Source organism: Thalassococcus lentus, from assembly GCF_028023555.1.
GTDB lineage: Bacteria > Pseudomonadota > Alphaproteobacteria > Rhodobacterales > Rhodobacteraceae > Thalassococcus_A > Thalassococcus_A lentus.
This window is the reverse complement of the sequence record NZ_JAQIOY010000003.1, coordinates 402,181-424,569: the sequence shown is the minus strand read 5'-3', so window position 1 is coordinate 424,569 and position 22,389 is coordinate 402,181. Positions and strand designations below refer to the sequence as shown.

General features: G+C 58.8%; 19 protein-coding genes and 1 riboswitch. Of the genes, 17 read left to right on the top strand and 2 right to left on the bottom strand.

The window, feature by feature from the left end:
• Nucleotides 1–8: 8 nt before the first annotated feature.
• Complete coding sequence (locus tag PFY00_RS11105) at nt 9–518, top strand: CarD family transcriptional regulator (protein ID WP_271432950.1); 510 nt, start codon at nt 9–11, stop codon at nt 516–518.
• Between the two features lie 55 nt (nt 519–573).
• On the opposite strand, the gene PFY00_RS11100 is transcribed toward PFY00_RS11105, so the two are convergent.
• Nucleotides 574–2,448: a monovalent cation:proton antiporter-2 (CPA2) family protein gene (locus tag PFY00_RS11100; RefSeq protein ID WP_271432620.1), complete on the bottom strand. Its 1,875-nt coding sequence runs from the start codon at nt 2,446–2,448 to the stop codon at nt 574–576.
• 223 nt (nt 2,449–2,671) lie between these two features.
• Nucleotides 2,672–2,749, top strand: a riboswitch (SAM riboswitch).
• Between the two features lie 59 nt (nt 2,750–2,808).
• Here PFY00_RS11100 and metZ point away from each other — a divergent pair.
• The 14 genes from metZ to paaE all read left to right on the top strand — a co-directional run bounded on the left by metZ (nt 2,809) and on the right by paaE (nt 18,640).
• Complete coding sequence (gene metZ / locus PFY00_RS11095; RefSeq protein ID WP_271432619.1) at nt 2,809–3,984, top strand: O-succinylhomoserine sulfhydrylase; 1,176 nt, start codon at nt 2,809–2,811, stop codon at nt 3,982–3,984.
• A 126-nt stretch (nt 3,985–4,110) separates the two neighbouring features.
• Nucleotides 4,111–5,220, top strand: coding sequence for a GTP cyclohydrolase FolE2 (gene folE2, locus PFY00_RS11090; protein WP_271432618.1), 1,110 nt, complete (start codon nt 4,111–4,113; stop codon nt 5,218–5,220).
• Between the two features lie 160 nt (nt 5,221–5,380).
• Nucleotides 5,381–6,832: a TrkH family potassium uptake protein gene (locus PFY00_RS11085; RefSeq protein WP_271432617.1), complete on the top strand. Its 1,452-nt coding sequence runs from the start codon at nt 5,381–5,383 to the stop codon at nt 6,830–6,832.
• A complete protein-coding gene (locus PFY00_RS11080) occupies nt 6,832–8,418 on the top strand; it encodes a thiamine pyrophosphate-binding protein (RefSeq protein ID WP_271432616.1) in 1,587 nt (528 codons plus the stop codon). Before PFY00_RS11085 ends, PFY00_RS11080 begins: the two co-directional genes overlap by 1 nt.
• A gap of 59 nt (nt 8,419–8,477) precedes the next feature.
• Nucleotides 8,478–9,482, top strand: coding sequence for an aldose epimerase family protein (locus tag PFY00_RS11075; protein ID WP_271432615.1), 1,005 nt, complete (start codon nt 8,478–8,480; stop codon nt 9,480–9,482).
• A 121-nt stretch (nt 9,483–9,603) separates the two neighbouring features.
• Nucleotides 9,604–11,625: a BTAD domain-containing putative transcriptional regulator gene (locus tag PFY00_RS11070; protein WP_271432614.1), complete on the top strand. Its 2,022-nt coding sequence runs from the start codon at nt 9,604–9,606 to the stop codon at nt 11,623–11,625.
• An 87-nt stretch (nt 11,626–11,712) separates the two neighbouring features.
• Nucleotides 11,713–12,840, top strand: a complete 1,128-nt coding sequence (locus tag PFY00_RS11065) for a phosphatase PAP2 family protein (RefSeq protein WP_271432613.1) — start codon at nt 11,713–11,715, stop codon at nt 12,838–12,840.
• Nucleotides 12,840–13,775 (top strand): C1 family peptidase, encoded by a 936-nt coding sequence (locus PFY00_RS11060; RefSeq protein ID WP_271432612.1) that lies wholly within the window; start codon nt 12,840–12,842, stop codon nt 13,773–13,775. Before PFY00_RS11065 ends, PFY00_RS11060 begins: the two co-directional genes overlap by 1 nt.
• A gap of 145 nt (nt 13,776–13,920) precedes the next feature.
• On the top strand, nt 13,921–14,802 hold the full coding sequence (locus tag PFY00_RS11055) for a PaaX family transcriptional regulator C-terminal domain-containing protein (protein ID WP_271432611.1): 882 nt from the start codon (nt 13,921–13,923) through the stop codon (nt 14,800–14,802).
• Between the two features lie 87 nt (nt 14,803–14,889).
• Nucleotides 14,890–15,876, top strand: coding sequence for a 1,2-phenylacetyl-CoA epoxidase subunit PaaA (gene paaA, locus PFY00_RS11050; protein ID WP_271432610.1), 987 nt, complete (start codon nt 14,890–14,892; stop codon nt 15,874–15,876).
• Between the two features lie 78 nt (nt 15,877–15,954).
• Complete coding sequence (gene paaB / locus PFY00_RS11045) at nt 15,955–16,239, top strand: 1,2-phenylacetyl-CoA epoxidase subunit PaaB (protein WP_271432609.1); 285 nt, start codon at nt 15,955–15,957, stop codon at nt 16,237–16,239.
• The gene (gene paaC, locus PFY00_RS11040; RefSeq protein ID WP_271432608.1) at nt 16,239–17,027 is read left to right on the top strand and encodes a 1,2-phenylacetyl-CoA epoxidase subunit PaaC; all 789 of its coding nucleotides are present in this window, start codon (nt 16,239–16,241) and stop codon (nt 17,025–17,027) included. The genes paaB and paaC overlap by 1 nt, the downstream gene beginning before the upstream one ends.
• The gene (gene paaD / locus PFY00_RS11035; protein WP_271432607.1) at nt 17,014–17,541 is read left to right on the top strand and encodes a 1,2-phenylacetyl-CoA epoxidase subunit PaaD; all 528 of its coding nucleotides are present in this window, start codon (nt 17,014–17,016) and stop codon (nt 17,539–17,541) included. Before paaC ends, paaD begins: the two co-directional genes overlap by 14 nt.
• Nucleotides 17,542–17,563: 22 nt before the next feature.
• Nucleotides 17,564–18,640, top strand: coding sequence for a 1,2-phenylacetyl-CoA epoxidase subunit PaaE (gene paaE, locus PFY00_RS11030; RefSeq protein ID WP_271432606.1), 1,077 nt, complete (start codon nt 17,564–17,566; stop codon nt 18,638–18,640).
• Here paaE and PFY00_RS11025 read toward each other — a convergent pair.
• The gene (locus PFY00_RS11025; protein WP_271432605.1) at nt 18,628–19,812 is read right to left on the bottom strand and encodes a BaiN/RdsA family NAD(P)/FAD-dependent oxidoreductase; all 1,185 of its coding nucleotides are present in this window, start codon (nt 19,810–19,812) and stop codon (nt 18,628–18,630) included. The two genes, paaE and PFY00_RS11025, sit on opposite strands and share 13 nt — an antisense overlap.
• Nucleotides 19,813–19,984: 172 nt before the next feature.
• Here PFY00_RS11025 and PFY00_RS11020 point away from each other — a divergent pair, with 172 nt between their 5' ends.
• Both PFY00_RS11020 and PFY00_RS11015 read left to right on the top strand, forming a co-directional pair.
• A complete protein-coding gene (locus PFY00_RS11020; protein ID WP_271432604.1) occupies nt 19,985–21,151 on the top strand; it encodes a peptidoglycan glycosyltransferase FtsW in 1,167 nt (388 codons plus the stop codon).
• 100 nt (nt 21,152–21,251) lie between these two features.
• Complete coding sequence (locus tag PFY00_RS11015) at nt 21,252–22,376, top strand: UDP-N-acetylglucosamine--N-acetylmuramyl-(pentapeptide) pyrophosphoryl-undecaprenol N-acetylglucosamine transferase (RefSeq protein ID WP_271432603.1); 1,125 nt, start codon at nt 21,252–21,254, stop codon at nt 22,374–22,376.
• Nucleotides 22,377–22,389: the final 13 nt, after the last annotated feature.

Genomic DNA, 22,389 nt, shown 5'->3' with positions numbered 1-22,389 from the left:
AAGACTGCATGAGCAAAGCTAAGAAATCTGAATTTCGTCCAAACGATTATGTCGTGTATCCGGCCCACGGCGTTGGCCAGATCCTCTCCATTGAGAAAGACGAAGTGGCGGGATTCGAACTCGAGCTTTTCGTAATCCTGTTCGAAAAGGACAAGATGAAGCTTCGGGTGCCTACCAATAAAGCGACCGAAGTTGGAATGCGTTCGCTCAGCTCCCCTGATGTTGTGAGTCAGGCCATGAAAACCCTGAAGGGTAAGGCCAAGGTCAAGCGGGCCATGTGGTCGCGCCGCGCTCAGGAATATGAGCAAAAGATCAATTCCGGAGATCTGATCGCCATCGCCGAAGTGGTGCGTGATTTGCACCGAGCCGACGATCAGCGTGAACAGAGCTACTCTGAGCGTCAGTTGTATGAAGCGGCACTGGAACGTCTGACACGCGAAGTTGCTGCGGTTGCCGGTGGCGATGAAGTCGCCGCGGCCAAGCAGGTTGGCGATGTTCTGGATCTGCGCGCAGCCTGATCCTGATCCACGGCCAAGAATAGGAACGCGTCCCGGTTGGGGCGCGTTTTTTTATTTAGGCACTGTCCTTGATGGTGCTGTCCAGCGCCGTAAAGAGCGCCGTTTCCAGTTCTTTTTCCAGTTCCCGCGCCCGCGCGATGTAGGCCGCGTTTTCTGCGGCGGGAATGCCCGGGTCCCAGAGCGTTGCCAAGTCGCGCACAGTCTTGCGGTCATGGTGAAAGAACGTCTCTTCGGCGATTGCGGCCTCATAGTCGGACATGCCAATATTCTCAAGCACATAGCGACCTGCGCGCAGGGAGCTATCGAAGAGTTCCCGAACGATGTCGTTGGCGCCAGCCTGATAGAGCGAATACACATGTGTGCGGTCACGGGCCCGCGCAACGATGTGCAGATCGGGTCTAACCCTGCGGGCATAGGCCACCAGTTTCGTCGTCGCCTTGGGATCATCCAGCGCGACCACCAACACCCGCGCGGATTCGATACCAGCAGCATGCAGCAGTTCGGGGCGGGTGGGATCGCCGAAGAATCCCTTGAACCCGAAGCGGCGCATCAACTGAATGGTCTGCATATTGTGATCCAGAACCACGGTTTTAAAGCCGGACGATTGAACCAAGCGGTTCACGACCTGCCCAAAACGTCCAATTCCGGCGATGATGACCGGGCCCTCTTCGTCAATCTCGTCTGGTTCGTGATCGGTTGTGGCCTCTTCCATGCGCTTGGACAGCACATCGTAGAGAATGAACATCAGTGGCGTGATCAGCATCGAAAGCGCCACAACCAGCAACAACCGGCTACCAAGCGCCGTTGTGATGACGGATTGCTGAAGCGCGAAGGAAACCAGCACAAAGCCAAATTCGCCAGCCTGCGCAAGGCCAAGCGTAAAGAGCCACTGGTTGCGTCCGCGCAGCCCAAAGAGGCGCCCCAGCGCATAGAGCACGATGCCCTTGATCAGGATCACACCCAAGGCCAGCCCGAACAGAGTTACGGGTTCTGCCAACAGCGCGCCGACGTTGATCCCCGCGCCGACTGTTATGAAAAACAGGCCGAGCAGCAAACCTTTGAAGGGCGCAATGTCCGATTCGAGTTCGTGCCGGAATTCCGAGTTGGCCAGCACGACACCCGCCAGAAAGGTTCCGAGGGCCGGGGACAGGCCGACGAGGATCATCAGGAAGCCGATCCCGACCACGATCAACAGCGCGACGGCTGTGAACATCTCGGGCAGGTGGGCTGCGTGGATATACCGAAACAGCGGACGCGCGCCGTAAACGCCGCCTACGATTATGGCGGCGATGGCCGCTAGCGTCACAAGAGCCACGCCCCATCCCGGCAGTCCCTCAACCAGTGACATGGAATGATGCGCTGCGTCGTGGTGATCGGCGCCACGTGCAATGGACCCGTCCGGGGCCAGCGCCACACCCGGCGCGATAGCCAGCAAGGGCAGGATCACCAACATCGGAATGACGGCGATGTCCTGTGTCAGCAGAACCGAAAAGGTGTTTCGGCCCCCGGCGGTCTGCATCAGACCCTTTTCAGACAGGGTTTGCAGCACGATCGCTGTGGAGGACAAAGCGAGGATCATGCCAACAGCCAGTGCCGACTGCCATGCAAGGCCAAAGGTCATGCTGATGACCATGATCAAGGCCGTCGTGACGCCGATTTGCAGCCCGCCCAATCCGATCAGCCGGTGGCGCATGTCCCACAGGGCTCGTGGCTCCAGTTCGAGGCCAATCAAAAACAGCATCATCACAACGCCGAATTCCGCGAAGTGTTGAATGTCTTCGGCGTTTGCAACAAGGCCAAGGCCCGGGCCAATCACCAGACCGGCCAGCAGGTATCCAAGGACCGATCCCAATCCCAGGCGTGCCGCAATTGGAACGGCGATGACCGCCGCTGCCAGAAAGATCGATGCCTGGAATAAAAAGCCGTCCATGAAGACCCCCGTGCTTTCCTTATGATGTGTCCGCCGCTGGGGGAAAGGCAACCACTCGGGCGGTATTTGGACGGATTAAATGATGCCTCCGGTATGATGGATCAAGATCAAGGCTCAAGGTTTGGGCAGGCATTGCGATTGTCGGGCTGATACGGCTCGTGATGGAACCAATCCGCAGAAATGGGCCCTCAGACCGCTTGAACTTGGCAAGCAACAGCGGTATTCGGACCACCGAGGCGATTTGTTACCGGATTGCGGGCCTCGTTAAACAAACCGCTAAAGAGGTCAGACGAAGGGCTCCTTTCGCTTGACCGCGACTGGGGCTTTTTTGTTGCGCGGTTGAGCGCGCAGAGGTGAATTATGACACGAGATAAGCGCACCAACCTGGTGCACGGCGGAACCAAACGCAGCCAATGGAACGAAGTTAGTGAGGCGATCTTTCTGACGCAGGGGTTCGTCTATGACAACGCTGAAGCGGCGGAGGCACGGTTTCTGAAATCCGGGCCGGACGAGTACATCTACGCCCGCTACGGCAACCCGACCGTCGCGATGTTCGAAGAGCGGATGGCCTTGCTGGAAGGGGCCGAGGACTGCTTTGCCACGGCTTCGGGTATGGCTGCTGTCAATGGAGCGCTGATGTCATTGTTGCGCGCCGGCGATCATGTGGTTTCGGCGCGCGCGCTGTTTGGATCCTGTTTGTACATCCTCGAAGAGGTGCTGACACGCTACGGTGTTGAGGTCACGTTTGTGGATGGTGCAGACCTTGCACAGTGGCAGAGTGCGATCCGTGATGACACCAAGGCGGTCTTCTTCGAGTCCATGTCGAATCCCACGCTGGAACTTGTTGATATAAAAGCGGTTTCTGATCTGGCTCATGCCGTGGGTGCCAAGGTGGTGGTGGACAATGTGTTTTCAACGCCGATTTACTCAAAGGCAATCGAGCAAGGCGCTGATATTGTTGTCTATTCCACAACCAAGCATGTGGATGGGCAGGGTCGTTGCCTTGGCGGTGTGATTCTGGCCACCCAAGAGCATATCCGCGGCGTCGTCGAGCCGTACATGAAACATACGGGCGGCTCGCTCAGCCCCTTCAACGCATGGGTCATGCTCAAAGGTATGGAAACGCTGGATCTGCGTGTGCGGGCTCAGACCGCAGGCGCAGTGGCTCTTGCCGAAGCGGCAGGACAACACCCCGCGCTCAGCCGGCTGATCTATCCCGGCAGCCCGAGCCATCCTCAGCATGATCTTGCCATGCGGCAACTGGGGGCGGGCGGCACAATGCTGGCGCTGGACATCAAAGGCGGCAAGGACGCAGCCTTCCGTTTTCTGAACGCATTGGACGTGGTGCTGATTTCGAACAATCTGGGCGACGCCAAATCGATTGCCACCCATCCGGCAACCACGACCCATCAACGTCTGACCCCTGAACAAAGGGCTGAACTGGGTATCAGCGACGGGCTGGTTCGACTGTCTGTTGGTATTGAAGCCCCCGAGGATCTGGTGCGCGATGTCTGTACGGCGCTTGACGCTGTGTAGCGTCTTTTTGCGGGAAAATCTTTGATCCGACCTGCCGTTTTGCGCGTACAGAGTGACGAGAATGGAAATCGCTGCACGCGATACTTATCTATTGTAAGGTAAGGGCCAAGCGAAGGGGCTTAACTGATGAACGTTCATACGCCAGAGATCGACCGCGAACCGAGCCGTGAAGAGACCGAGCAGGCTCTTGCGGTGCTACGGCGTTGGGCGGGCAAGGCGCAGGACAGCGCTCGTCAGGCATTGGCCGAGGATGCCGATCTGGCTTTTTTGCTGGGCCCCGATGGTGCAGATGCCTACCCGGCGCTGCGTCGTGCTTACCCAGAAGATTTTCAGGTAGACGAGGGCTACAAATCTGGCCTGCCGGACCTGCAAAATGGCCCCAGCAGCCTGATCCGTGGGGCGAACCGGGCGATTCAGCATGTGGGAATTTCCAACTTCCGCCTGCCGATCCAGTATCATACCCGCGACAACGGCGATTTGCGTCTGGAAACGTCGGTCACAGGGACGGTCAGCCTCGAGGCAGACAAAAAGGGCATCAACATGTCCCGGATCATGCGTTCCTTCTACGGACACGCAGACAAGACCTTTAGCTTCGAGGTGATCGAGGCGGCGCTGGACGATTACAAATCCGACCTCGAGAGCTTTGATGCCCGCATCAATATGCGCCTGAGCTTTCCGATGAAGGTAGACAGCCTGCGTTCGGGCTTGTCCGGCTATCAGTACTACGACATTGCGCTGGAATTGGTCGAAGTTGACGGTGTCCGCCGCAAGATCATGCATCTCGACTATGTCTATTCGTCCACGTGCCCCTGTTCGCTGGAGCTTTCGGAGCACGCCCGCCGTGAACGCGGCCAATTGGCAACGCCGCATTCGCAGCGCTCTGTTGCGCGCATTTCCGTGTTGCTGAACGAAGACTGCAACTGCCTGTGGTTCGAAGACCTGATCGACATGTGCCGCCGGTCTGTGCCGACGGAAACGCAGGTTATGGTCAAACGCGAGGACGAACAGGCCTTCGCCGAACTCAACGCTGCGAACCCGATCTTTGTCGAGGACGCCGCACGGCTTTTTGCCGAACAATTGCAGGCCGATGCGCGGATCGGCGACTATCGTGTTGTGGCCAGCCATCAAGAGAGCCTGCACAGCCACGACGCGGTGTCGGTTCTGACCGAGGGCGATACATTCGCAGCCGACAGTCTGGATCCAAAGCTGTTTTCGACATTGTTCCACGTCGGCTGACAGACCGCACAGCAGATGATTTTAAGCGCTCGTTTCCGGACGGGCGCTTTTCTTTGTCTTGCTGGTCGGCTGAGGCGCAAAAAATACACGGGACGGGACGCTATTCACATCCGGCGTGGCGTGCTTGACAGTGACAGCCAGCAGGGCCAAGCCTTTGGCCATGTTTGATATCCGCCCAGTCGCCTATGTCATTGGACTGCTCGTGGCTTGCCTCGGGGCAACCATGGTGCTGCCCATGCTCGTGGATATTGCCGAGGGCAAGGGGGAATGGCCGGTCTTTGCCGAATGCGCGATGATCACCATTCTTGCGGGTGGCATGATCTCCCTTGCCTGTGCAAACGCCGTCGAAGAGGGTCTGACAATTCAGCAGACCTTTTTGCTTACAACCGGTGTCTGGGTGGCTTTGCCGGTGTTTGGCGCGTTGCCCTTTGTTCTGGGGGCTACGCAGGCCAGCTTTACCGATGCGTTCTTTGAAGCGATGTCAGGTCTGACCACCACGGGCTCAACCGTGCTGTCCGGGCTGGATGAGCTGCCCAAGGGCCTGCTGCTATGGCGTGGATTGCTGCAATGGTTGGGCGGGATCGGGATCATTGTTGTGGCTATGGTTTTCCTGCCCGAATTGCGGGTGGGTGGTATGCAGATCTTCCGGTCGGAAGGGTTTGATACGATGGGCAAAATCCTGCCGCGGGCCACGCAGATTTCGTCGTCGATTTCTACAATATATGTTTCGCTGACTTTGTTGTGTGCCGGGTCCTACATCGCAACGGGCATGAATACCTTTGATGCCACGGTGCATGCCATGACCACTGTGGCGACCGGAGGGTTTGCCAACTATGACGCATCGTTCGGGGTGTTCGGCCCGGGCACGGAATATGTGGCGGTGGTGTTCATGATGCTCGCGGCGCTGCCCTTTGTTCGGTTCGTTCAATTGTCGACAACGCGGGACCCCGGGCCAATCCTGCGTGACAGCCAGATCCGCGGCTTTTTCAGCACTGCCCTTGTGCTGGTGGTTCTGGTCACGATCTGGCGCATGCAAAGCGGCGACGCGACCGGCGAGCCGGCGTTCCGCAAGGCGCTCTTCAATGTGGTGTCGATTCTGACGGGCACGGGCTATGCTTCGGCAGACTATGGTGTCTGGGGGCCTTTCGCGGTCTCGCTATTCTTTTTTGTGGGATTGATCGGTGGATGCGCGGGATCAACGGCATGTTCCGTCAAGATTTTCCGCTATCAGTTGCTCTTTGCATCGATCCGGGTGCAACTGCGGCGCATTCAAGCGCCAAACGGGGTCTTTGTGCCCCGCTATGAAGGCCGGCCAGTTTCCGACGAGGTCCTGTCGTCAGTTATCTCGTTCTTTGTTTTCTTTGTCGTGACGCTGGGCGTTTTGTCTGTTGCGCTGGCTCTGACAGGGCTTGATTTCATCACGTCGGTTTCCGGAGCGGCAACCGCTCTTGCCAATGTGGGCCCGGGTTTGGGCGACGAGATTGGCCCGTCTGGCAATTTTTCGGGCCTGAACGATACGGCAAAATGGATGCTCAGCTTTGCCATGCTTCTTGGGCGGCTTGAGCTCTTGGCCGTCTATGCAATTTTCACCGCTCGGTTCTGGAGAGCATGATGCAAAGACCACTCGGGGCGCAACTGTCCCATATGTTGAAGGACCGTGGTGTCCGGACCATTTTCGGCATTCCCGGCGTTCACAACGTGGAAATGTACCGCGGCATAGAAGAGGCGGGGATCACCCATGTTCTGGCGCGCCATGAACAGGGCGCTGCCTTTATGGCCGATGGGTATGCACGGGCAACCGGAACACCGGGTGTGTGCTATCTGATCACGGGACCGGGTTTTGTGAACGCGATGACAGCGCTGGGGCAGGCCTACAGCGACAGCGTTCCGGTTCTGGCGTTGGCGTCCTGTCTGGATGAGACCGCTGCAACGCGGGGACAACTGCACCAGATGCGCGATCAGGTGGGGGCGGGGCAGACCGTTTGTGACTGGTCCGAAGAGGCGCGCAGCGCCGATGCGGCCTTTGCATTGGTGGATCGTGCGCTGGGGGAGTTTGCTTCGGCCAGACCGCGCCCCAAGGCCATCCATGTCCCGATTGGCTTGTTGTCCGAAGACGCCGCGCCGCACAGTGCCGGACCGGCTGAGTTGTCGCCGCCGAAACCGGATCAGGATCTGATGCGACAGGTGGTGGACGCGATCCTTGCGGCAGACAAGCCACTGTTTGTCTTTGGCGGCGGTGCTGTCGGCGGCGCGGAGGCGATTGATGACGTTTTGCGCCAAACCGGTGCGGCGGCATTCACCACCTATGCAGGTCGCGGCGTGGTTGGTGCTGAATATCCGTTGTTCCTTGGCTCCTTTCTCGCGCGTCCCGACAGCGAAGCGGTAATCGCCGAAAGTGATCTGGTGATTGCTGTGGGAACGGAACTGTCCGAGACCGACCTCTGGCGGCGTGACTTGGGCCAGACAGGGCGCATGATCCGTGTCGATATTGATCCCGAGATGCTTTGCAATCTTGGGTCTGAAGATTTGGGAATTCTGGGCAGTGCAGAGGCGTTTTTGCAGGCCTTGAGCGTGGCAATCCCTGCCAGAGTGGATGACCGGGCACCGGCATGGGATGCCGACTTCGTCAGCCAAAAGCGCAAGGCGTGGCGGGCGCAGGTGCAAAGCGAACGTCCGGGCATCGTTGAGGTAACTGAAGCATTGCGGGCTGTCATGCCGCCCGAGGCCATGATCTATTCGGACATGACGCAATTTGCCTATGGCGCAAAGGAAGTCTGGGATATGCCGCGTGCCGGACATTGGCATCACCCTTGTGGTTTCGGCACGCTTGGCTATGCGCTTCCGGCTGCGATCGGCGGGGCCGTGGCGCGCCCAAATCTGCCAACCGTCGCGTTGCTGGGGGATTACGGCCTGCAATACACGCTTCCCGAATTGGGCACGGCGGTCGAGTTGGGGCTCAGCTTGCCAATTCTGGTCTGGGACAATGGCAAACTGGGCGAGATCGAAGACTCGATGGTGCGCAGCCAGATTGCACCGAATGCGGTGGTCGCCCGCAATCCTGATTTCCTTGCACTGGCGCGGGCCTATGGCGCGCGTGCAGAAGAACCGGGGTCACTGGAGGCTTTGCAGCAGACCTTGGCCGAAGCCTTTGCCGCCCCGGTCCCGACCCTTATTCGCATGACGTCAGCCATGCTTTGACATGGGGCTGGGACCTCTGGCTGGACTGGCTGATCTGACAATCGAAAGGCAATAAAACCATGCCGAACATCAATGACTTTGGCACTGCCCCTGATGGCACGGCGGTCAAAAGGATCATTCTGGAACGGGGTGATTTGCGCGCGCAGGTCATCACCTGGGGCGCGAGCCTTCAGGCGCTTTATCGGCGGGGTGCGGACCATTCCCTTGTGCTGGGGGCTGATGATTTTGGATCGTACCTTGGCCCAATGCGATATTTCGGGGCGATTGTCGGCCGGGTTGCCAACCGGATCGCTGGCGGTACAGCGGTGATCGATGGCCAGCGGTATGCCTTTGATCAGAACGAAAGAGACTGCACCACACTGCACGGAGGTCGGTCCGGAACCGGCTCTTGCAACTGGGTGCTGGAAGGTGCGACAGATTCAAGTTGCACACTGTCCTTGGTTCTGCGCGATGGGCAGGATGGCTTTCCCGGCGCGCTGCGCCTGACGGCCTTGTACGAACTGGACGGGCAGGGTGGTGTGACAGTCAGCATGACGGGCCAGTGTGATGTGCCCACGCTTTGCAATTTGGCGCACCATGCCTATTGGAACCTTGATGGCGCACCGACCACCGCAGATCATTTGATGCAAGTTCCGGCAAAACACTATCTGGCGGTTGATGAGCTACAGATCCCAAAGGGACCACCGCAGCCCGTGCAAGGAACCCGGTTCGATTTCCAAAAGCCACGCGTGATCAACAATCCCGACGAGCCAATTCTGGACCACAACTTTTGCTTTGAAACGGCTCAGCCGGACGCTGTGCTGTGCCGTTTGTCGGCTGGCGGTCTGATGATGACGGTACACAGTGATCAGCCGGGTTTGCAGGTCTATGACGCAAGCGGCATGAACACGGCACCGCAGGCCGGACTGGGCGGAATTGCCTATGGCCCGCACGCCGGCATCGCGATTGAGCCGCAACACTGGCCAGACGCGCCGAACCGGCCGGATTTTGAACAGGTCACGCTCCTGCCCGGTGAAACCTATCGCCAAACCAGCCGCTTTCACTTTGCTGAAGGTGGGCTCTAACGCCGCAACCCACGGGTTTGTGTGTGCTTTTTCCGATGTTGGTGTTTGTGCGTCTTTGCACGAAAGCGCAAAAAGTGCTTAAATCTGCACTGCGCTCAACTTTGGGGTTAGAATCCGCTCGATGCCGCCTGCGTCCTTGTCTTTGCGCGCCATGGGAAGCTGTGGCGTGGATGTTTATGCGAGCCCTGTGTTGCAGGGCAAACGGCGGTCTATTGCTCTGATTTTCTATGTGGCCATGACGGCGCCGCATCGTTTTACGCGGGCCAGTCTGGCAGCGTTGCTTTGGCCTGACAGTGACGAAGAACGCGCGCGATCCTCTTTGCGTCAGGCACTGAGCGATGTGCGCAAGGGGTTGGAAGGGCTGGAAGAAGGCGCGCTTGAGATTACGGCGCACGATGTTGCGCTGGACCCCAAGCAAATCGAGACTGACATCGACCGGATGCTGTCTGGCATTCGGGATGGCAGTTTTGACGATGACCTGAGCGCCGAACAGATCGAGGCGAGCTTTTTCGGGGGACTTTGGGGCCTGTCCGAGCCGCTGGATACATGGCTGACAGCAGCACGGGGACGCTTTGAACAGGCTATTCAAAAAACCTGTTCTGATGTGATGGAGCAGGCTGATCTGCCTGTCGCGCACCGCATTCGGGCCGCTCGTCTGGCTGTGCAACTGGATCCGTTGAACGAAGACGCGGCCCGGCTGGCCATGGCCGCCTTGGCACAGATGGGTGAGACCGGGCCGGCGCTGCGCATTTATGCGGATCTGTATGAGCGGCTGGATGACGAACTGGGGATGGAGCCGTCGCGCGCCACACAGGATCTGGCTGTGTTGATCAAGACAGATGACGAAGGCGCGCCGCAAAGCGCCACGCCTGCACAGGTTGCTGCGGCCACGCCGTCCGGGGCCGGGGCCAATGCCAACATGACCCAGCCACCGCGGTTGGCCATTCTGCCGTTCACTCAGCTGGGCCCGCATGAGATGCAGCCGTTTTTTTCCTACGGCATCATGGACGACATGGTGTCGCTCATGGCGCAGCTGCGCGAGTTGCGGGTGTATTCGTCCAACAGCACCCGACAATTGGGCGCGCAGGTCACCGGTGCAGACGCCGCACCAGTTTTGCCGACAGCGGGAATGCCCGGTGGTCTTGAGGCCGAATATTGCGTCAGCGGGTCGGTGCGCAGCGATGGCAACAGGTTCCGCGTCAATGTGCATCTGACCGATGCCCGTAGCGGTCTGGTGGAATGGGCTAGCGACTACATCGTCGACGATCACGAATTGTTCGATATGCAGTCTGAACTGGCCGCCTCGATCGCGCACCAGATCACGCCGAATGTCGGCAATGCCGAATTGCGCCGCATCGAAGGCACCCGGCCTTCGGATTTGGGGGCGTATCATCTAATGCTGCGCGCCAGAGAGATCGCCTTTGCCTTGGACCCAACCACCTTTGGTGGTGCGCGGGGCCTTTTGGAAATGGCCGTCCAGCGTGACCCGAGTTATTCGACCAGTCAGTTGGCGATGGCGGATTGGCTTTCGATCCAGTTGGGCCAAGGTTGGGCTGATGATCCGGCAGGGGATGCGCGGGCATTGCACGAAACCGCCGAGCGGGCTGTCCAGTTGAGCGGGCAGAGTGCACGGGCATTGACGCGCTTTGCGCACAATCAAACCGCTTTGTCCGGCTACCGCGAGACGGCCGTAGACACGTGCCGCAGGGCTTTGCGGGCCGCCCCTCGGGATGCGGAAACGCTGCTTTGGTCTGCCCCGACGCTGACATTCGAAGGGCAGACGGCACAGGCGATCGAAAACACGCAGGCCGCGATCGAGTTATCGCCGTTTGATCCGTATATCTTTCGGTTCTTCCACTTTTTGAGCATCGCACACTACGCGGCGGGCGAGTATTTGGAAGCTGCCGAGGCGGGCAGGCGGTCTTTTCAGGCGAACCCGCATTACACCTCGAATTTGCGCATGACTGCGGCGGCTTTGATGGAAATTGGTGAAATTGACGAAGCGCGCAAAATGGCAGGGCAGGTCAAGCGCCACGATCCGAATTTCCGTGTCGGCGCGTTTTTGGCCAAACAACCGTTTCGGGACGTGCAGATCGGACAGAAATACGCGTCTCGCCTGATCGAAGTGGGATTGCCGCAATAATCTTGCCGCGAAGTTTCACGCTGGATTGACGCGGCAATATCTAAACAGTTCATTAATAGAGCAAGTGATTTTTTAAGGGAGGCATTAATGCCAAGAATTACCGTGGGCGCACGAGATGGCGCCGTGGATGGAGCGGTGGACGGCGCTGTTGATGGCGCGGTCGACGGAGCAGTCGATGGAGCAGTGGACGGAGCGGTCGATGGCGCTGTGGATGGGGCGGTTGATGGCGCTGTAGACGGGGCGGTATCGCCCTACCGGATGGCCGGGGCATCACGCCGTGTTCCGTTTTCCGATCCATTGGCCAGCGTGGATGAACGCGGCTTCCAGATCATGACCGGGCTCAAGTTCCCGGCGGAAGCCTGGGCGCCGATCTATGGCATCAAGGAAATGTTGCGGGTTTTCTCCAAGACCGATTGGGAAACCAAGCTTGTCGTCTCACCTCCGCCGGATGAGAATTCTGCGACCGATCCGCAGGCGGCCGAGGCGCTCCGCCAAGAAGTGGCTGAGTTGATCCGGATGCGCAATGAAGAGCGGCCCGGCCGGGGCAGCGAGATTCGCGCGCAGATCAAACTGTCCGAAGCCTATTGGTCGAACATGTTGATGATGGGGGCCAGCAACCGACCTGCGACCCGCACGCTGATTACATTGTCGATGCTTCTGGCAAGCATGGTGGCGCAGTATAACAAGCAGATTCACAATCGGGCGCGTCCGGTGCAAGTCTGCCCGGCCTTGATGCCCGAAATTCCGACACCGGGCCATTCGTCCTATCCCAGTGCCCATGCAACGCAATGTCATCTGGTGCATTTGATGTTGGATCGCGTGTGGACACAGGCCGCAGGCGGGCAGGCGCACCCCATGAGCGCCTATAGTCTGGCGATGGCCAATCGCATCGCACGCAACCGCGAGATCGCGGGTGTCCATTATCACAGCGACTCCGTGGCCGGGCAGCGATTGGCCGAAGCGACCTTTGCTTTGTTCAACGCCGAGCTGAAAGCGCAGATGGACGCGCTGGTCACACAGGCCGTGGCCGAGTGGCCGACACCGGACGCTTCGGCAGGGCAGACCATTTCGGTCATGCCCGAGAACCCCTCAGAGATGGAGGGCGCGCCGAGCTATGCCGACTACATTGCGCAGCGAGTGATCAACGCACTGCAGCCTTCGCCGCCCGTTGGGCCCGAGCCTGACACCAGTGATGATCCGGGGCTTGTAGGCTGATGTTGAGTGCATTTTTATCTCAAACGCTCGATTTTTCGGGCTATGCCGTGCCGCCTTCGGTGGCAAAGCTATGCGCCTCTCACAGTTATCCTGATGAGGTGCAGGCGCGGCCGGTCTCGCAGATGGCGGCGTGCAGCGTTCTGCGCGATGCGCCGGACACTTGGCACGCTCCGTCGCAGGGTATCCGGGGCACCTGTACGGCCTTTGCGGTGGCGCACTGCGCTGAAATTCTGATGTCGCAAAGTGGTGAGACACCGCCAAAGCTATCACCGGAATTTCTGTACCACTTCATGCGCAAAGCCGCCGCGGATCAGGCCGATTCAGTCATCGACTATGATCTGGGTGCCTGTTTTCTGGAACACGCGATCGAGCCGTTGCAAATCAGCGGTCTGTGTCATGAAGCCCATCTGCCCTATGCCGATGAACTGAGTGACCTGCCTGCAGGGGCCTTTGCGCTTGAGCCGGATGCGGATGCACTGGCCGATGCGCGCAACCACAAGTTCCTTTGTGCAGGGCATGCGAACTATGGCTCGGATATTCAGCCGCCCGAAGAAGTCGGGGACTGGATCTACAAACTGCTGGCTGATGATGGCCTGCCGGTTGCAATCGCCTTGCCTGTTCTGAAGATGGACAGCCCGGGTCGAACCAATTGGCGCTATCCCGGCGCTTTCAATGCTGGCCGCGTTCCCGGCCCCTATTCGATGATCCATGAATTTGGGGAGACATTGGATGAACGGCGGGTCTCGGCCCATGCGGTGTGTCTGACGGGCTTTGTTCCAGGACCCGAGGAAATCGGTGGGGGATGGTTCACCTTCCGCAACAGCTGGGGCACCCGTTGGGGCCGTCATGGCGCGCCTCGGGGCCATGGTTATTTGTCGATGAATTATGTGCGCGGCTACACGATCGAATATCTGGCGATCAAGAAAGCCTCTTGAGATCATTGAAATCCGTTCAGGGCCGTGGGTGCGTGGCCCTGAGCACTCGCGATACAGAGGGGCTGGCCCAATTGCCTCTGTGTCGATAGAGTTTGCGGGACAGGCTATCGTTGCCCGTCCAAGATAATTGGGAAAGTGGACGAAGTTGAGCCGGGGTACATTCAAGCTGGACCCGCTTGAGCTGCCGCAAGAGCAGCCAGCAAAAGTCGCCAAGGTGTTGGACCATCCTGCGCCCCGCGCCACCCGTTTCATTGTGACTATCTATGGCGATGTGGTGGCCCCGCGTGGCGGCACATTGTGGATGGGGACGTTGATTTCGGTCTGTGCGGTGCACGGAATCTCCGAAAGCCTTGTGCGAACCGCCGTGTCCCGGCTGGTTGGGGGCGGGCAGCTGGAAGGCGACCGCATTGGCCGCAAAAGTTACTATCGATTGACCGAGGCTTCATCGCGCGATTTCGCCCGCGTTGGCCAGCTGTTCTATGATCCGCCAAGCGCGCCACAAGGTTGGTATGTGGCCATTGGGCATCGTCCGGACAGCGCGGGCTGGGCGCGGCTTGGATCGCAGGCCGCCATCGCGCCGGCGAGGGCCGATATTGACCGCCCGGAAGGGGCCTTGATGCGGGCCGATACCTACAGCGGCTTGCAGGACTTGCGTGCGTTTGCGGCAGACAGTTGGCCTGTTTCCGAAGCGGCCAAGGCTTATCGGGCGTTTATCGAACGTTTTGACGTATTGTCCGACACAGTGGCGGAATTGCCGGGGCAATTGGCGCTGGCTCTGCGGTTGCAGGCGATTCATCAATACCGCCAAGCCGTTCTGTCAGATCCGAGGCTTCCAATCGACGCGCTGCCCTCTGATTGGCCCGGGCAGGACGCTGCCCGCTTGTTTGCGCGGCTTTATCTGCAGCTTGCGCCGCAGTCAGATGCACAAATCGCCCGCAGCTTTGCTGATGCACGCGGTGTTCTGATGGCAGAAACCGACCAAACAAAAGCCAGACTCAAATCACTGAGCAAAACGGCAACAGCCTGAAGCATCACGTGGTTTAGATTTTTTGTCTTTTCGCGTGATGTTTTGTCGTCTATGGTGTCGCAATATGTCAACGCAGGGGAGGCTGCGATGTATGCACAGATGGTGAAATCCGAAGGAAAGCGCCCCGGTGAGGCCCTTAGCCCCGAGGAGCAGGCTTTTCAGGATCGTATCGATGCAGGAGAGCGGATCGAGCCGCGCGACTGGATGCCAGAGGGCTATCGCAAAACGCTGATCCGGCAGATTGGACAACACGCCCACTCCGAAATCGTGGGTCAGCTGCCCGAGGGCAACTGGATCACACGCGCCCCGACGCTGGAGCGCAAAGCCATCTTGCTGGCCAAGGTTCAGGACGAGGCGGGGCATGGGCTCTATCTCTATTCGGCTGCTGAAACGCTCGGCGAAAGCCGTGATGAGATGACGCAAAAACTGTTGGACGGGCGTATGAAATACAGCTCGATCTTCAACTATCCCACGCTGACATGGGCCGACATCGGTGCAATCGGCTGGCTGGTCGATGGCGCTGCGATCATGAATCAGGTGCCCTTGCAGCGTACGTCATACGGACCCTATGCGCGTGCTATGGTGCGGATTTGCAAGGAAGAAAGCTTTCACCAGCGCCAAGGCTATCACATCATGATGAAGATGGCGCGCGGCACGGATGCGCAGCGTGAGATGGCACAGGATGCGCTCAACCGGTTCTGGTATCCGTCGTTGATGATGTTTGGCCCGTCTGACAAGGAATCCGTGCATTCGGCGCAGAACATGGCTTGGAAAATCAAGATCAACACCAACGATGAGCTGCGTCAGAAGTTCGTCGATCAAACCGTTCCTCAGGCCGAGTTTCTTGGGCTGACCGTTCCGGACGAAACGCTTTGCTGGAACGAGGAAAAGGGCGGGTACGATTTTGCCGAACCCGATTGGAACGAGTTTTTCGAAGTGCTCAAGGGCAATGGCCCGTGTAATGCAGAACGCATCGGGGCGCGTCAAAAGGCCTGGGATGATGGCGCGTGGTTCCGCGATGGTCTGAGCGCCTATGCCGACAAGCAGCAAGCGCGCAGAATGGCCGCTGAGTAAGGCAATTTGGCTGTTAATTGGCGTCTTTGGGCCGGTAGCAGCCAATAGCCGTTTGCCACCCCGCACAGGAGATATCGCATGAGTCAGGAATGGCCGCTTTGGGAAATATTCATCCGCGGACAGCACGGGATGAGCCACCGCCATGTCGGCAGCTTGCATGCGCCTGACGCGGAAATGGCCATTCGCAATGCCCGCGACGTCTATACGCGCCGCAAAGAGGGTGTGTCGATTTGGGCAGTGCGCAGCACGGATATTGCGGCGTCCAGCCCGTCAGAAAAGGGGCCTTTGTTCGATCCGGCCGACAGCAAGGTCTACCGGCACCCCACTTTTTACGACATCCCTGACGACGTGGGGCATATGTGATGACGCAAACGGCAGACGTGACCGCGTCCGCTTTGGATGAGGCGCTGGTGCAATGGTTGCTTCGCATCGGGGATACAAGCCTGATCCTCGGCCACCGTGTATCTGAATGGTGCGGGCACGCGCCTGTGCTGGAAGAAGATATTGCACTGGCCAACACGGCGCTTGACCTGATTGGCCACACGCAGATGTGGCTTGGACTGGCAGGGCAGATCGAAGGCAAGGGCAGGGATGCAGATGCCTTGGTCTATCGGCGGGATGCGATGCATTATCGCAACCTCAAGCTTGTTGAATTGCCCAACGATGACATGGCCATCACGGTTATGCGTCTTTTCCTGTTCGATGTGTTCCATCAGGCATTGATCGAAGGATTGACGCAAAGCAAAGATCCGCGGATCGCTGAAATCGCCGCAAAGGCGCTCAAGGAAGTGACGTACCATTTGGAACGTTCGTCTGATCTGGTTGTGCGGCTGGGTGATGGCACCCAGCAAAGCCATGACCGAATGCAGGCGGCGCTTGAGCATCTGTGGCCCTATTGCGGTGAAATGTTCTGGTCTGATGCGGTTGATGAAACTTTGGCTGACGCGGGATTGGCCCCGCATCCTGACAGGCTGCGTGAAGGCTGGTTGGCGACCGTTCAGGACATCCTTACCGAAGCAACGCTGAAAGCCCCCGAGGGACGGCTGGATGTCCATCTGGGCGGCAAGGTTGGGCGTCATACAGAACACTTGGGTTTTCTGCTGGCCGAAATGCAGTTTTTGCAAAGGGCATATCCGGATGCAGACTGGTAGCGTCTTGCCCGATACGGCCCGTATCATGGGCTGGCTGGATGACGTGCCTGACCCCGAGATCCCAGTGGTATCGGTGACGGAACTCGGTATCGTGCGCGAAGTGTGGTGGGAGGATGCAACACTGGTCGTGGCTGTGACGCCGACCTACTCCGGTTGCCCTGCCACCGCAGTCATCGCCCTTCAGATCGAAACCAAGCTGCGCGATATGGGCATAAGCGATTTGCGCATCGAAACGCGTTTGTCGCCGCCGTGGACCACGGATTGGATCACCCAGGGCGCGCGGGATAAGTTGCGCGACTACGGTATTGCGCCGCCGGTGGATGGCACCGCATCGGGCGGTCTGGCCGCCGCGCGCGCTGCGCGTATGGGTGGGGGCGGCAATCTCGTCATTGAATGCCCGCGTTGCGGATCGGGCGACACCCGGCGTGTCAGCCAGTTCGGATCGACCCCGTGCAAGGCGGCCTACCAATGCCAAGCCTGCCTTGAGCCATTCGACTATTTCAAATGCCTTTGACGGCTCCGCCCGGAGAAAATCAATGCCTCGTTTTCACCCTTTGACCGTTACGGACATCCAGCGCGAAACACGCGACGCCGTTGCAGTGACGCTTGCCCCGCAGCCACAAGATGCCGGTGCCTTTGCATTTGTGCAGGGGCAGTATCTGACGTTTCGACGCGATTTCGATGGTGTGGAATTGCGCCGGTCTTATTCCGTTTGTGCCGGACTGGACGAAGGGCTGTTGCGGGTCGGGGTCAAGCGGGTCGATGGGGGCGCCTTCTCCAGTTGGGTCAATTCCGAGCTGAAGGTGGGGGACACGCTCGAAGCGATGCCGCCCATGGGCAATTTCCACACGCCGATCGAACCGGACAAAGCCAAGCACTATCTGGGCTTTGCGGGTGGTTCGGGCATCACGCCGGTCCTTTCGATCATCAAGACCGTTCTCGCGCGCGAACCGCTCAGCCGCTTTACCCTGATCTATGCAAACCGCCAGTTGTCATCGATCATGTTCCGAGAAGAACTGGAGGACCTCAAAAACATCCATCTGGGCCGCTTGTCGGTCATCCACATTCTGGAAACCGAAGCGCAGGAAATCGATTTGTTCACGGGCCGGATTGATGCTGCCAAGATGGATATGCTGTTCCGAGTCTGGATCGATGCCGGGTCTGTGGACACGGCGTTTATCTGCGGGCCTGAGCCTATGATGCTGACCATCGCCGACAGTCTGCGCCAAAACGGACTGACGGACGATCAGATCAAGTTTGAACTTTTTGCCTCGGGCCAGCCGGGACGGGCCAAGCGCAAGGCCAGTGCAGCAGGCGGCGCAACGGCGGCGCAGGGTTGTTCGGTTTCCGTGACGCTGGATGGGGCCACACGGAATTTCACCATGCCGCGTGACGGCACGGCGGTTCTGGACGCTGCGCTGGCGCAGGACATGGACGCGCCTTACGCCTGCAAGGGCGGTGTTTGTTCAACCTGCAAGGCCAAGGTTCTGGAAGGCGAGTTCGAGATGGAAGTGAACCACGCGCTTGAGGACTACGAAGTGCGCGCGGGTTATGTGCTGTCCTGCCAATGCGTGCCTCTAAGTGATCGGCTGGTGCTGAGCTACGACGAATGACCGGCAATGGCGCGGCCCGCCGCCACGCCCGAAGACCACGCCCATTGGAAATTGTAACCGCCTAGCCAGCCTGTCACATCAACCGCTTCGCCGATGGCGTAGAGGCCGGGTTGGTGTTTTGACATCATCGTGCGTGAATCGATGCCATCCGTATCAATCCCGCCCAGTGTCACCTCGGCTGTGCGGTAACCTTCGCTGCCCGTAGGCGTCAGCTGCCAACTGTGCAGCATATCGCTGAGTCCTTCAATTCGGCTGTTCGACAGATCCGCGATATTGCCTTTTAGGTCATAGTGTTGCCCCAGAAAGTTAACCAATCGACCCGGCAACAATGTGGCCATTTCGGTGGTCAGGTTTTTGCGGCCGCCGCTGCTTCTCTGGGCTTGAAGGATATCGATCAGATCCGTGCCGGGCAGAAGGTCCAGCGCGACGCTTTCGCCTTCGCGCCAATACGAGGAAATCTGCAAAATGGCTGGCCCGGATAGTCCACGGTGGGTAAAAAGCATACCTTCTTCGAAGCTGGCTTTGTCGTTTTTTGCCAGAGTGTTGAGGGACACTCCTGAGAGTTCTTCAAAGCGACCCTTTTCAAAAGTGAATGGTACCAGAGCGGGACGCGTGTCGGTCAGAGAGTGCCCAAACTGCTGTGCCAGATCATAGGAGAGCCCCGTCGCGCCCATCTTGGGGATGGATTTTCCGCCAGTCGCCAGAATTATATTTTTTGAAATGACTTCAATGGCTTTTCCGTCTTTCTTTATCCCCGTTTTGAACTGGCCTTTTTCAAAGGTGCAGCCTGTGACCTCACTTTTCAGCCACAACTGTGCACCGGCCTTGTCCATTTCGTTCAGTAACATGGCCACGATTTGCGTCGCCTTGCCGTCGCAAAACAACTGGCCAAGTGTTTTCTCATGCCAAGCGATGTTGTGACTCTGCACAAGATCGAGGAAGTCCCACTGGGTGTAGCGGGCCAGTGCGCTTTTGTGAAAATGCGGGTTGTTCCCAAGAAAGCGGGCGGGTTCGCAGTACATGTTGGTAAAATTGCACCGCCCGCCGCCGCTGATCCGGATTTTCTCGCCGGGGGCTTTGGCATGGTCAACCACCAGAACGCCGGGGCCCGCGTGGGCGGCAGCCATCATGCCGGCAGCGCCAGCGCCTAGGATCAGGGTTTCGATTTGCATGCAGGGGGTGATGCGTCAAAGCGTGGAAAATGTCACGCACGCATTGGCTCAAAAGCATCGGTAAAGCCGCAAAAAGCTGGCCAGCGACCCGAAGATTCGGTAAGCTTTGCGCAGACCCGGAAAACCGGGCGTCGCTTTGGCGACAATAACAGAGGCAGTAAGCGGTGTTATCATGACCGAAATGGTGTACGGCACGGTTCCCGTGCAGGGTGGCGAGCCTGTCTTGCCCAAATGGTGGCGAACGGTAGACCGTTGGTCGCTGGCCTGTATCCTGATGCTATTTGGCGTTGGTATCCTGCTGGGATTGGCCGCGTCGGTGCCTTTGGCCGAACGCAACGGATTGCCGAATTTCCACTATGTACAGCGGCAGGCCGTCTTTGGCGGTTTGGCGCTGATCGCACTGTTTGTCACGTCGATGATGAGCCCCCTGATGGTGCGGCGCCTTGCTGTGCTGGGCTTTCTTGGCGCTTTCATTGCTTTGGCGCTTTTGCCGTTTTTCGGAACGGACTTCGGCAAAGGCGCAGTCCGCTGGTATTCCTTTGGCTTTGCATCGGTTCAGCCTTCGGAATTCCTCAAGCCGACATTCGTCATTGCCGCAGCCTGGCTGATGGCCGCTGCGCAGGATCTGGGTGGACCTCCGGGGCGGCTTTATTCGTTTGGATTGACGGTTTCCATTGTGCTGATGCTGGCCATGCAGCCCGACTTTGGTCAGGCCTGTCTGGTCTTGTTTGGCTGGGGCGTCATGTGGTTCGTGGGCGGTGCGCCCATGCTGCTGCTGATCATGCTGGCAGGGCTGGTGGTTCTGGGCGGAATGTTTGCCTACAACATGTCCGAACACTTTGCCCGGCGTATCGATGGCTTTCTGACGCCGGATGTCGATCCGACCACGCAGCTTGGCTACGCCACAAATGCAATCCGCGAGGGTGGGTTCTTTGGCGTTGGTGTTGGTGAAGGTCAGGTCAAATGGTCTTTGCCTGATGCACACACCGACTTCATCATTGCCGTGGCCGCCGAAGAATACGGGCTGATCATGGTTCTGGCGATCATCCTGCTCTACGCCACTGTCGTTGTGCGCAGCTTTGTGCGCCTGATCCGCGAACGCGATCCGTTCATTCGTCTTGCCGGGACGGGACTGGCCGCCATGTTCGGCGTGCAGGCGATGATCAATATGGGCGTTGCTGTGCGCCTGCTGCCTGCCAAGGGCATGACCTTGCCCTTTGTCAGCTATGGTGGCTCGTCGCTGATTGCTGGCGGTATTGCCGTTGGCATGTTGCTGGCTTTCACTCGAACACGACCACAGGGCGAAATCGGAGAAATCCTCCGTGGACGCCCGCGCTGATTCATGACGCAGTGTCCGATGCGCAAGGTTTTGCCTGTCGCCATAGACGAGACGCTATGGCTGGTATATGGCGCGCAGAGATGGTGATGGAGTAACACGGATGGCCGAGCGCAAGCCCTTGTTGGTGATGGCAGCGGGTGGAACCGGGGGGCACATGTTCCCGGCGCAGTCGCTGGCCGAACTGATGTTGCGCAGAGGCTGGCGGGTCAAGCTGAGCACTGACGCGCGCGGTGCCCGCTACACCGGTGGTTTTCCTCACACGGTCGAAATCGAGCAGGTCGCCAGCGCGACTTTTGCGCGGGGTGGTATCCTGGCCAAAGCCGGTGCTCCCTTCCGCATTGCCGGTGGGGTGATGTCCATGGCGTCGCGCATGCGCAAGGATCGCCCTGACGTGGTTGTTGGCTTTGGCGGGTACCCGTCGATCCCTGCGCTGTCGGCTGCGGTGATGCTGCGTCTGCCCCGCATGATCCATGAACAGAACGGCGTGCTGGGCCGGGTGAACAAACTGTTTGCCAAGCGCGTGGACCGGATCGGCTGCGGCACGTGGCCCACCGATTTGCCTGAGGGCGTCGAAGGTGTACACGTGGGCAATCCAGTGCGTATGGCGGTGCAGGAACGCGCTGCTGCGCCTTATATCCCGCCGGGTCTCTATCCCATGTCAATCTTGGTGATTGGTGGCTCGCAGGGTGCGCGCATTCTGTCAGATGTTGTGCCACCCGCGATCGCGGCTTTGCCCATGGCAGCACTTGAGCATTTGCGCATCGCACATCAGGCCCGCGGAGAAGACGAAGACCGCGTGGCCCAGTACTATGCAGAGCACAACATCAACGCGGATGTTCAGCCGTTCTTTACCGATGTGCCGCGCCGTATGGCGGATGCGCAGTTGATCATCTCACGTTCGGGTGCGTCCAGTGTTGCCGATATCAGCGTGGTCGGTCGCCCCTCGGTTCTGGTGCCCTTTGCAGCGGCAACAGGTGACCACCAGACCGCCAATGCACGCGGATTGGTGGATGCCGGGGCTGCGATCCGTATCCCGGAAGGCAAACTGACCGTCGAAGCGATGAGTGAGGCCATTCTCGCTATTCTTGATAATCCACAAGGCGCCGAACAAATGGCGCAGGCCGCGCTGAGCGTGGCAAAACCGCAAGCAGCCGAAGAGCTGGCCGATATGGTCGAAGAACTGGCAGGCAGAAAAGGGGCAGGGCATGAAGGATCTGGAGCTTGAAAGGGGCGCAACA

Coding starts and splice junctions, on each gene's coding strand:
- PFY00_RS11015 (WP_271432603.1), top strand. CDS start 21,252: ATGGCCGAGCGCAAGCCCTTGTTGGTGATGGCAGCGGGTGGAACCGGG.
- paaB (WP_271432609.1), top strand. CDS start 15,955: ATGAGTCAGGAATGGCCGCTTTGGGAAATATTCATCCGCGGACAGCAC.
- metZ (WP_271432619.1), top strand. CDS start 2,809: ATGACACGAGATAAGCGCACCAACCTGGTGCACGGCGGAACCAAACGC.
- paaE (WP_271432606.1), top strand. CDS start 17,564: ATGCCTCGTTTTCACCCTTTGACCGTTACGGACATCCAGCGCGAAACA.
- PFY00_RS11060 (WP_271432612.1), top strand. CDS start 12,840: ATGTTGAGTGCATTTTTATCTCAAACGCTCGATTTTTCGGGCTATGCC.
- PFY00_RS11105 (WP_271432950.1), top strand. CDS start 9: ATGAGCAAAGCTAAGAAATCTGAATTTCGTCCAAACGATTATGTCGTG.
- paaD (WP_271432607.1), top strand. CDS start 17,014: ATGCAGACTGGTAGCGTCTTGCCCGATACGGCCCGTATCATGGGCTGG.
- paaA (WP_271432610.1), top strand. CDS start 14,890: ATGTATGCACAGATGGTGAAATCCGAAGGAAAGCGCCCCGGTGAGGCC.
- PFY00_RS11075 (WP_271432615.1), top strand. CDS start 8,478: ATGCCGAACATCAATGACTTTGGCACTGCCCCTGATGGCACGGCGGTC.
- paaC (WP_271432608.1), top strand. CDS start 16,239: ATGACGCAAACGGCAGACGTGACCGCGTCCGCTTTGGATGAGGCGCTG.
- PFY00_RS11080 (WP_271432616.1), top strand. CDS start 6,832: ATGCAAAGACCACTCGGGGCGCAACTGTCCCATATGTTGAAGGACCGT.
- PFY00_RS11065 (WP_271432613.1), top strand. CDS start 11,713: ATGCCAAGAATTACCGTGGGCGCACGAGATGGCGCCGTGGATGGAGCG.
- PFY00_RS11085 (WP_271432617.1), top strand. CDS start 5,381: ATGTTTGATATCCGCCCAGTCGCCTATGTCATTGGACTGCTCGTGGCT.
- PFY00_RS11070 (WP_271432614.1), top strand. CDS start 9,604: ATGCCGCCTGCGTCCTTGTCTTTGCGCGCCATGGGAAGCTGTGGCGTG.
- PFY00_RS11100 (WP_271432620.1), bottom strand. CDS start 2,448: ATGGACGGCTTTTTATTCCAGGCATCGATCTTTCTGGCAGCGGCGGTC.
- folE2 (WP_271432618.1), top strand. CDS start 4,111: ATGAACGTTCATACGCCAGAGATCGACCGCGAACCGAGCCGTGAAGAG.
- PFY00_RS11020 (WP_271432604.1), top strand. CDS start 19,985: ATGACCGAAATGGTGTACGGCACGGTTCCCGTGCAGGGTGGCGAGCCT.
- PFY00_RS11025 (WP_271432605.1), bottom strand. CDS start 19,812: ATGCAAATCGAAACCCTGATCCTAGGCGCTGGCGCTGCCGGCATGATG.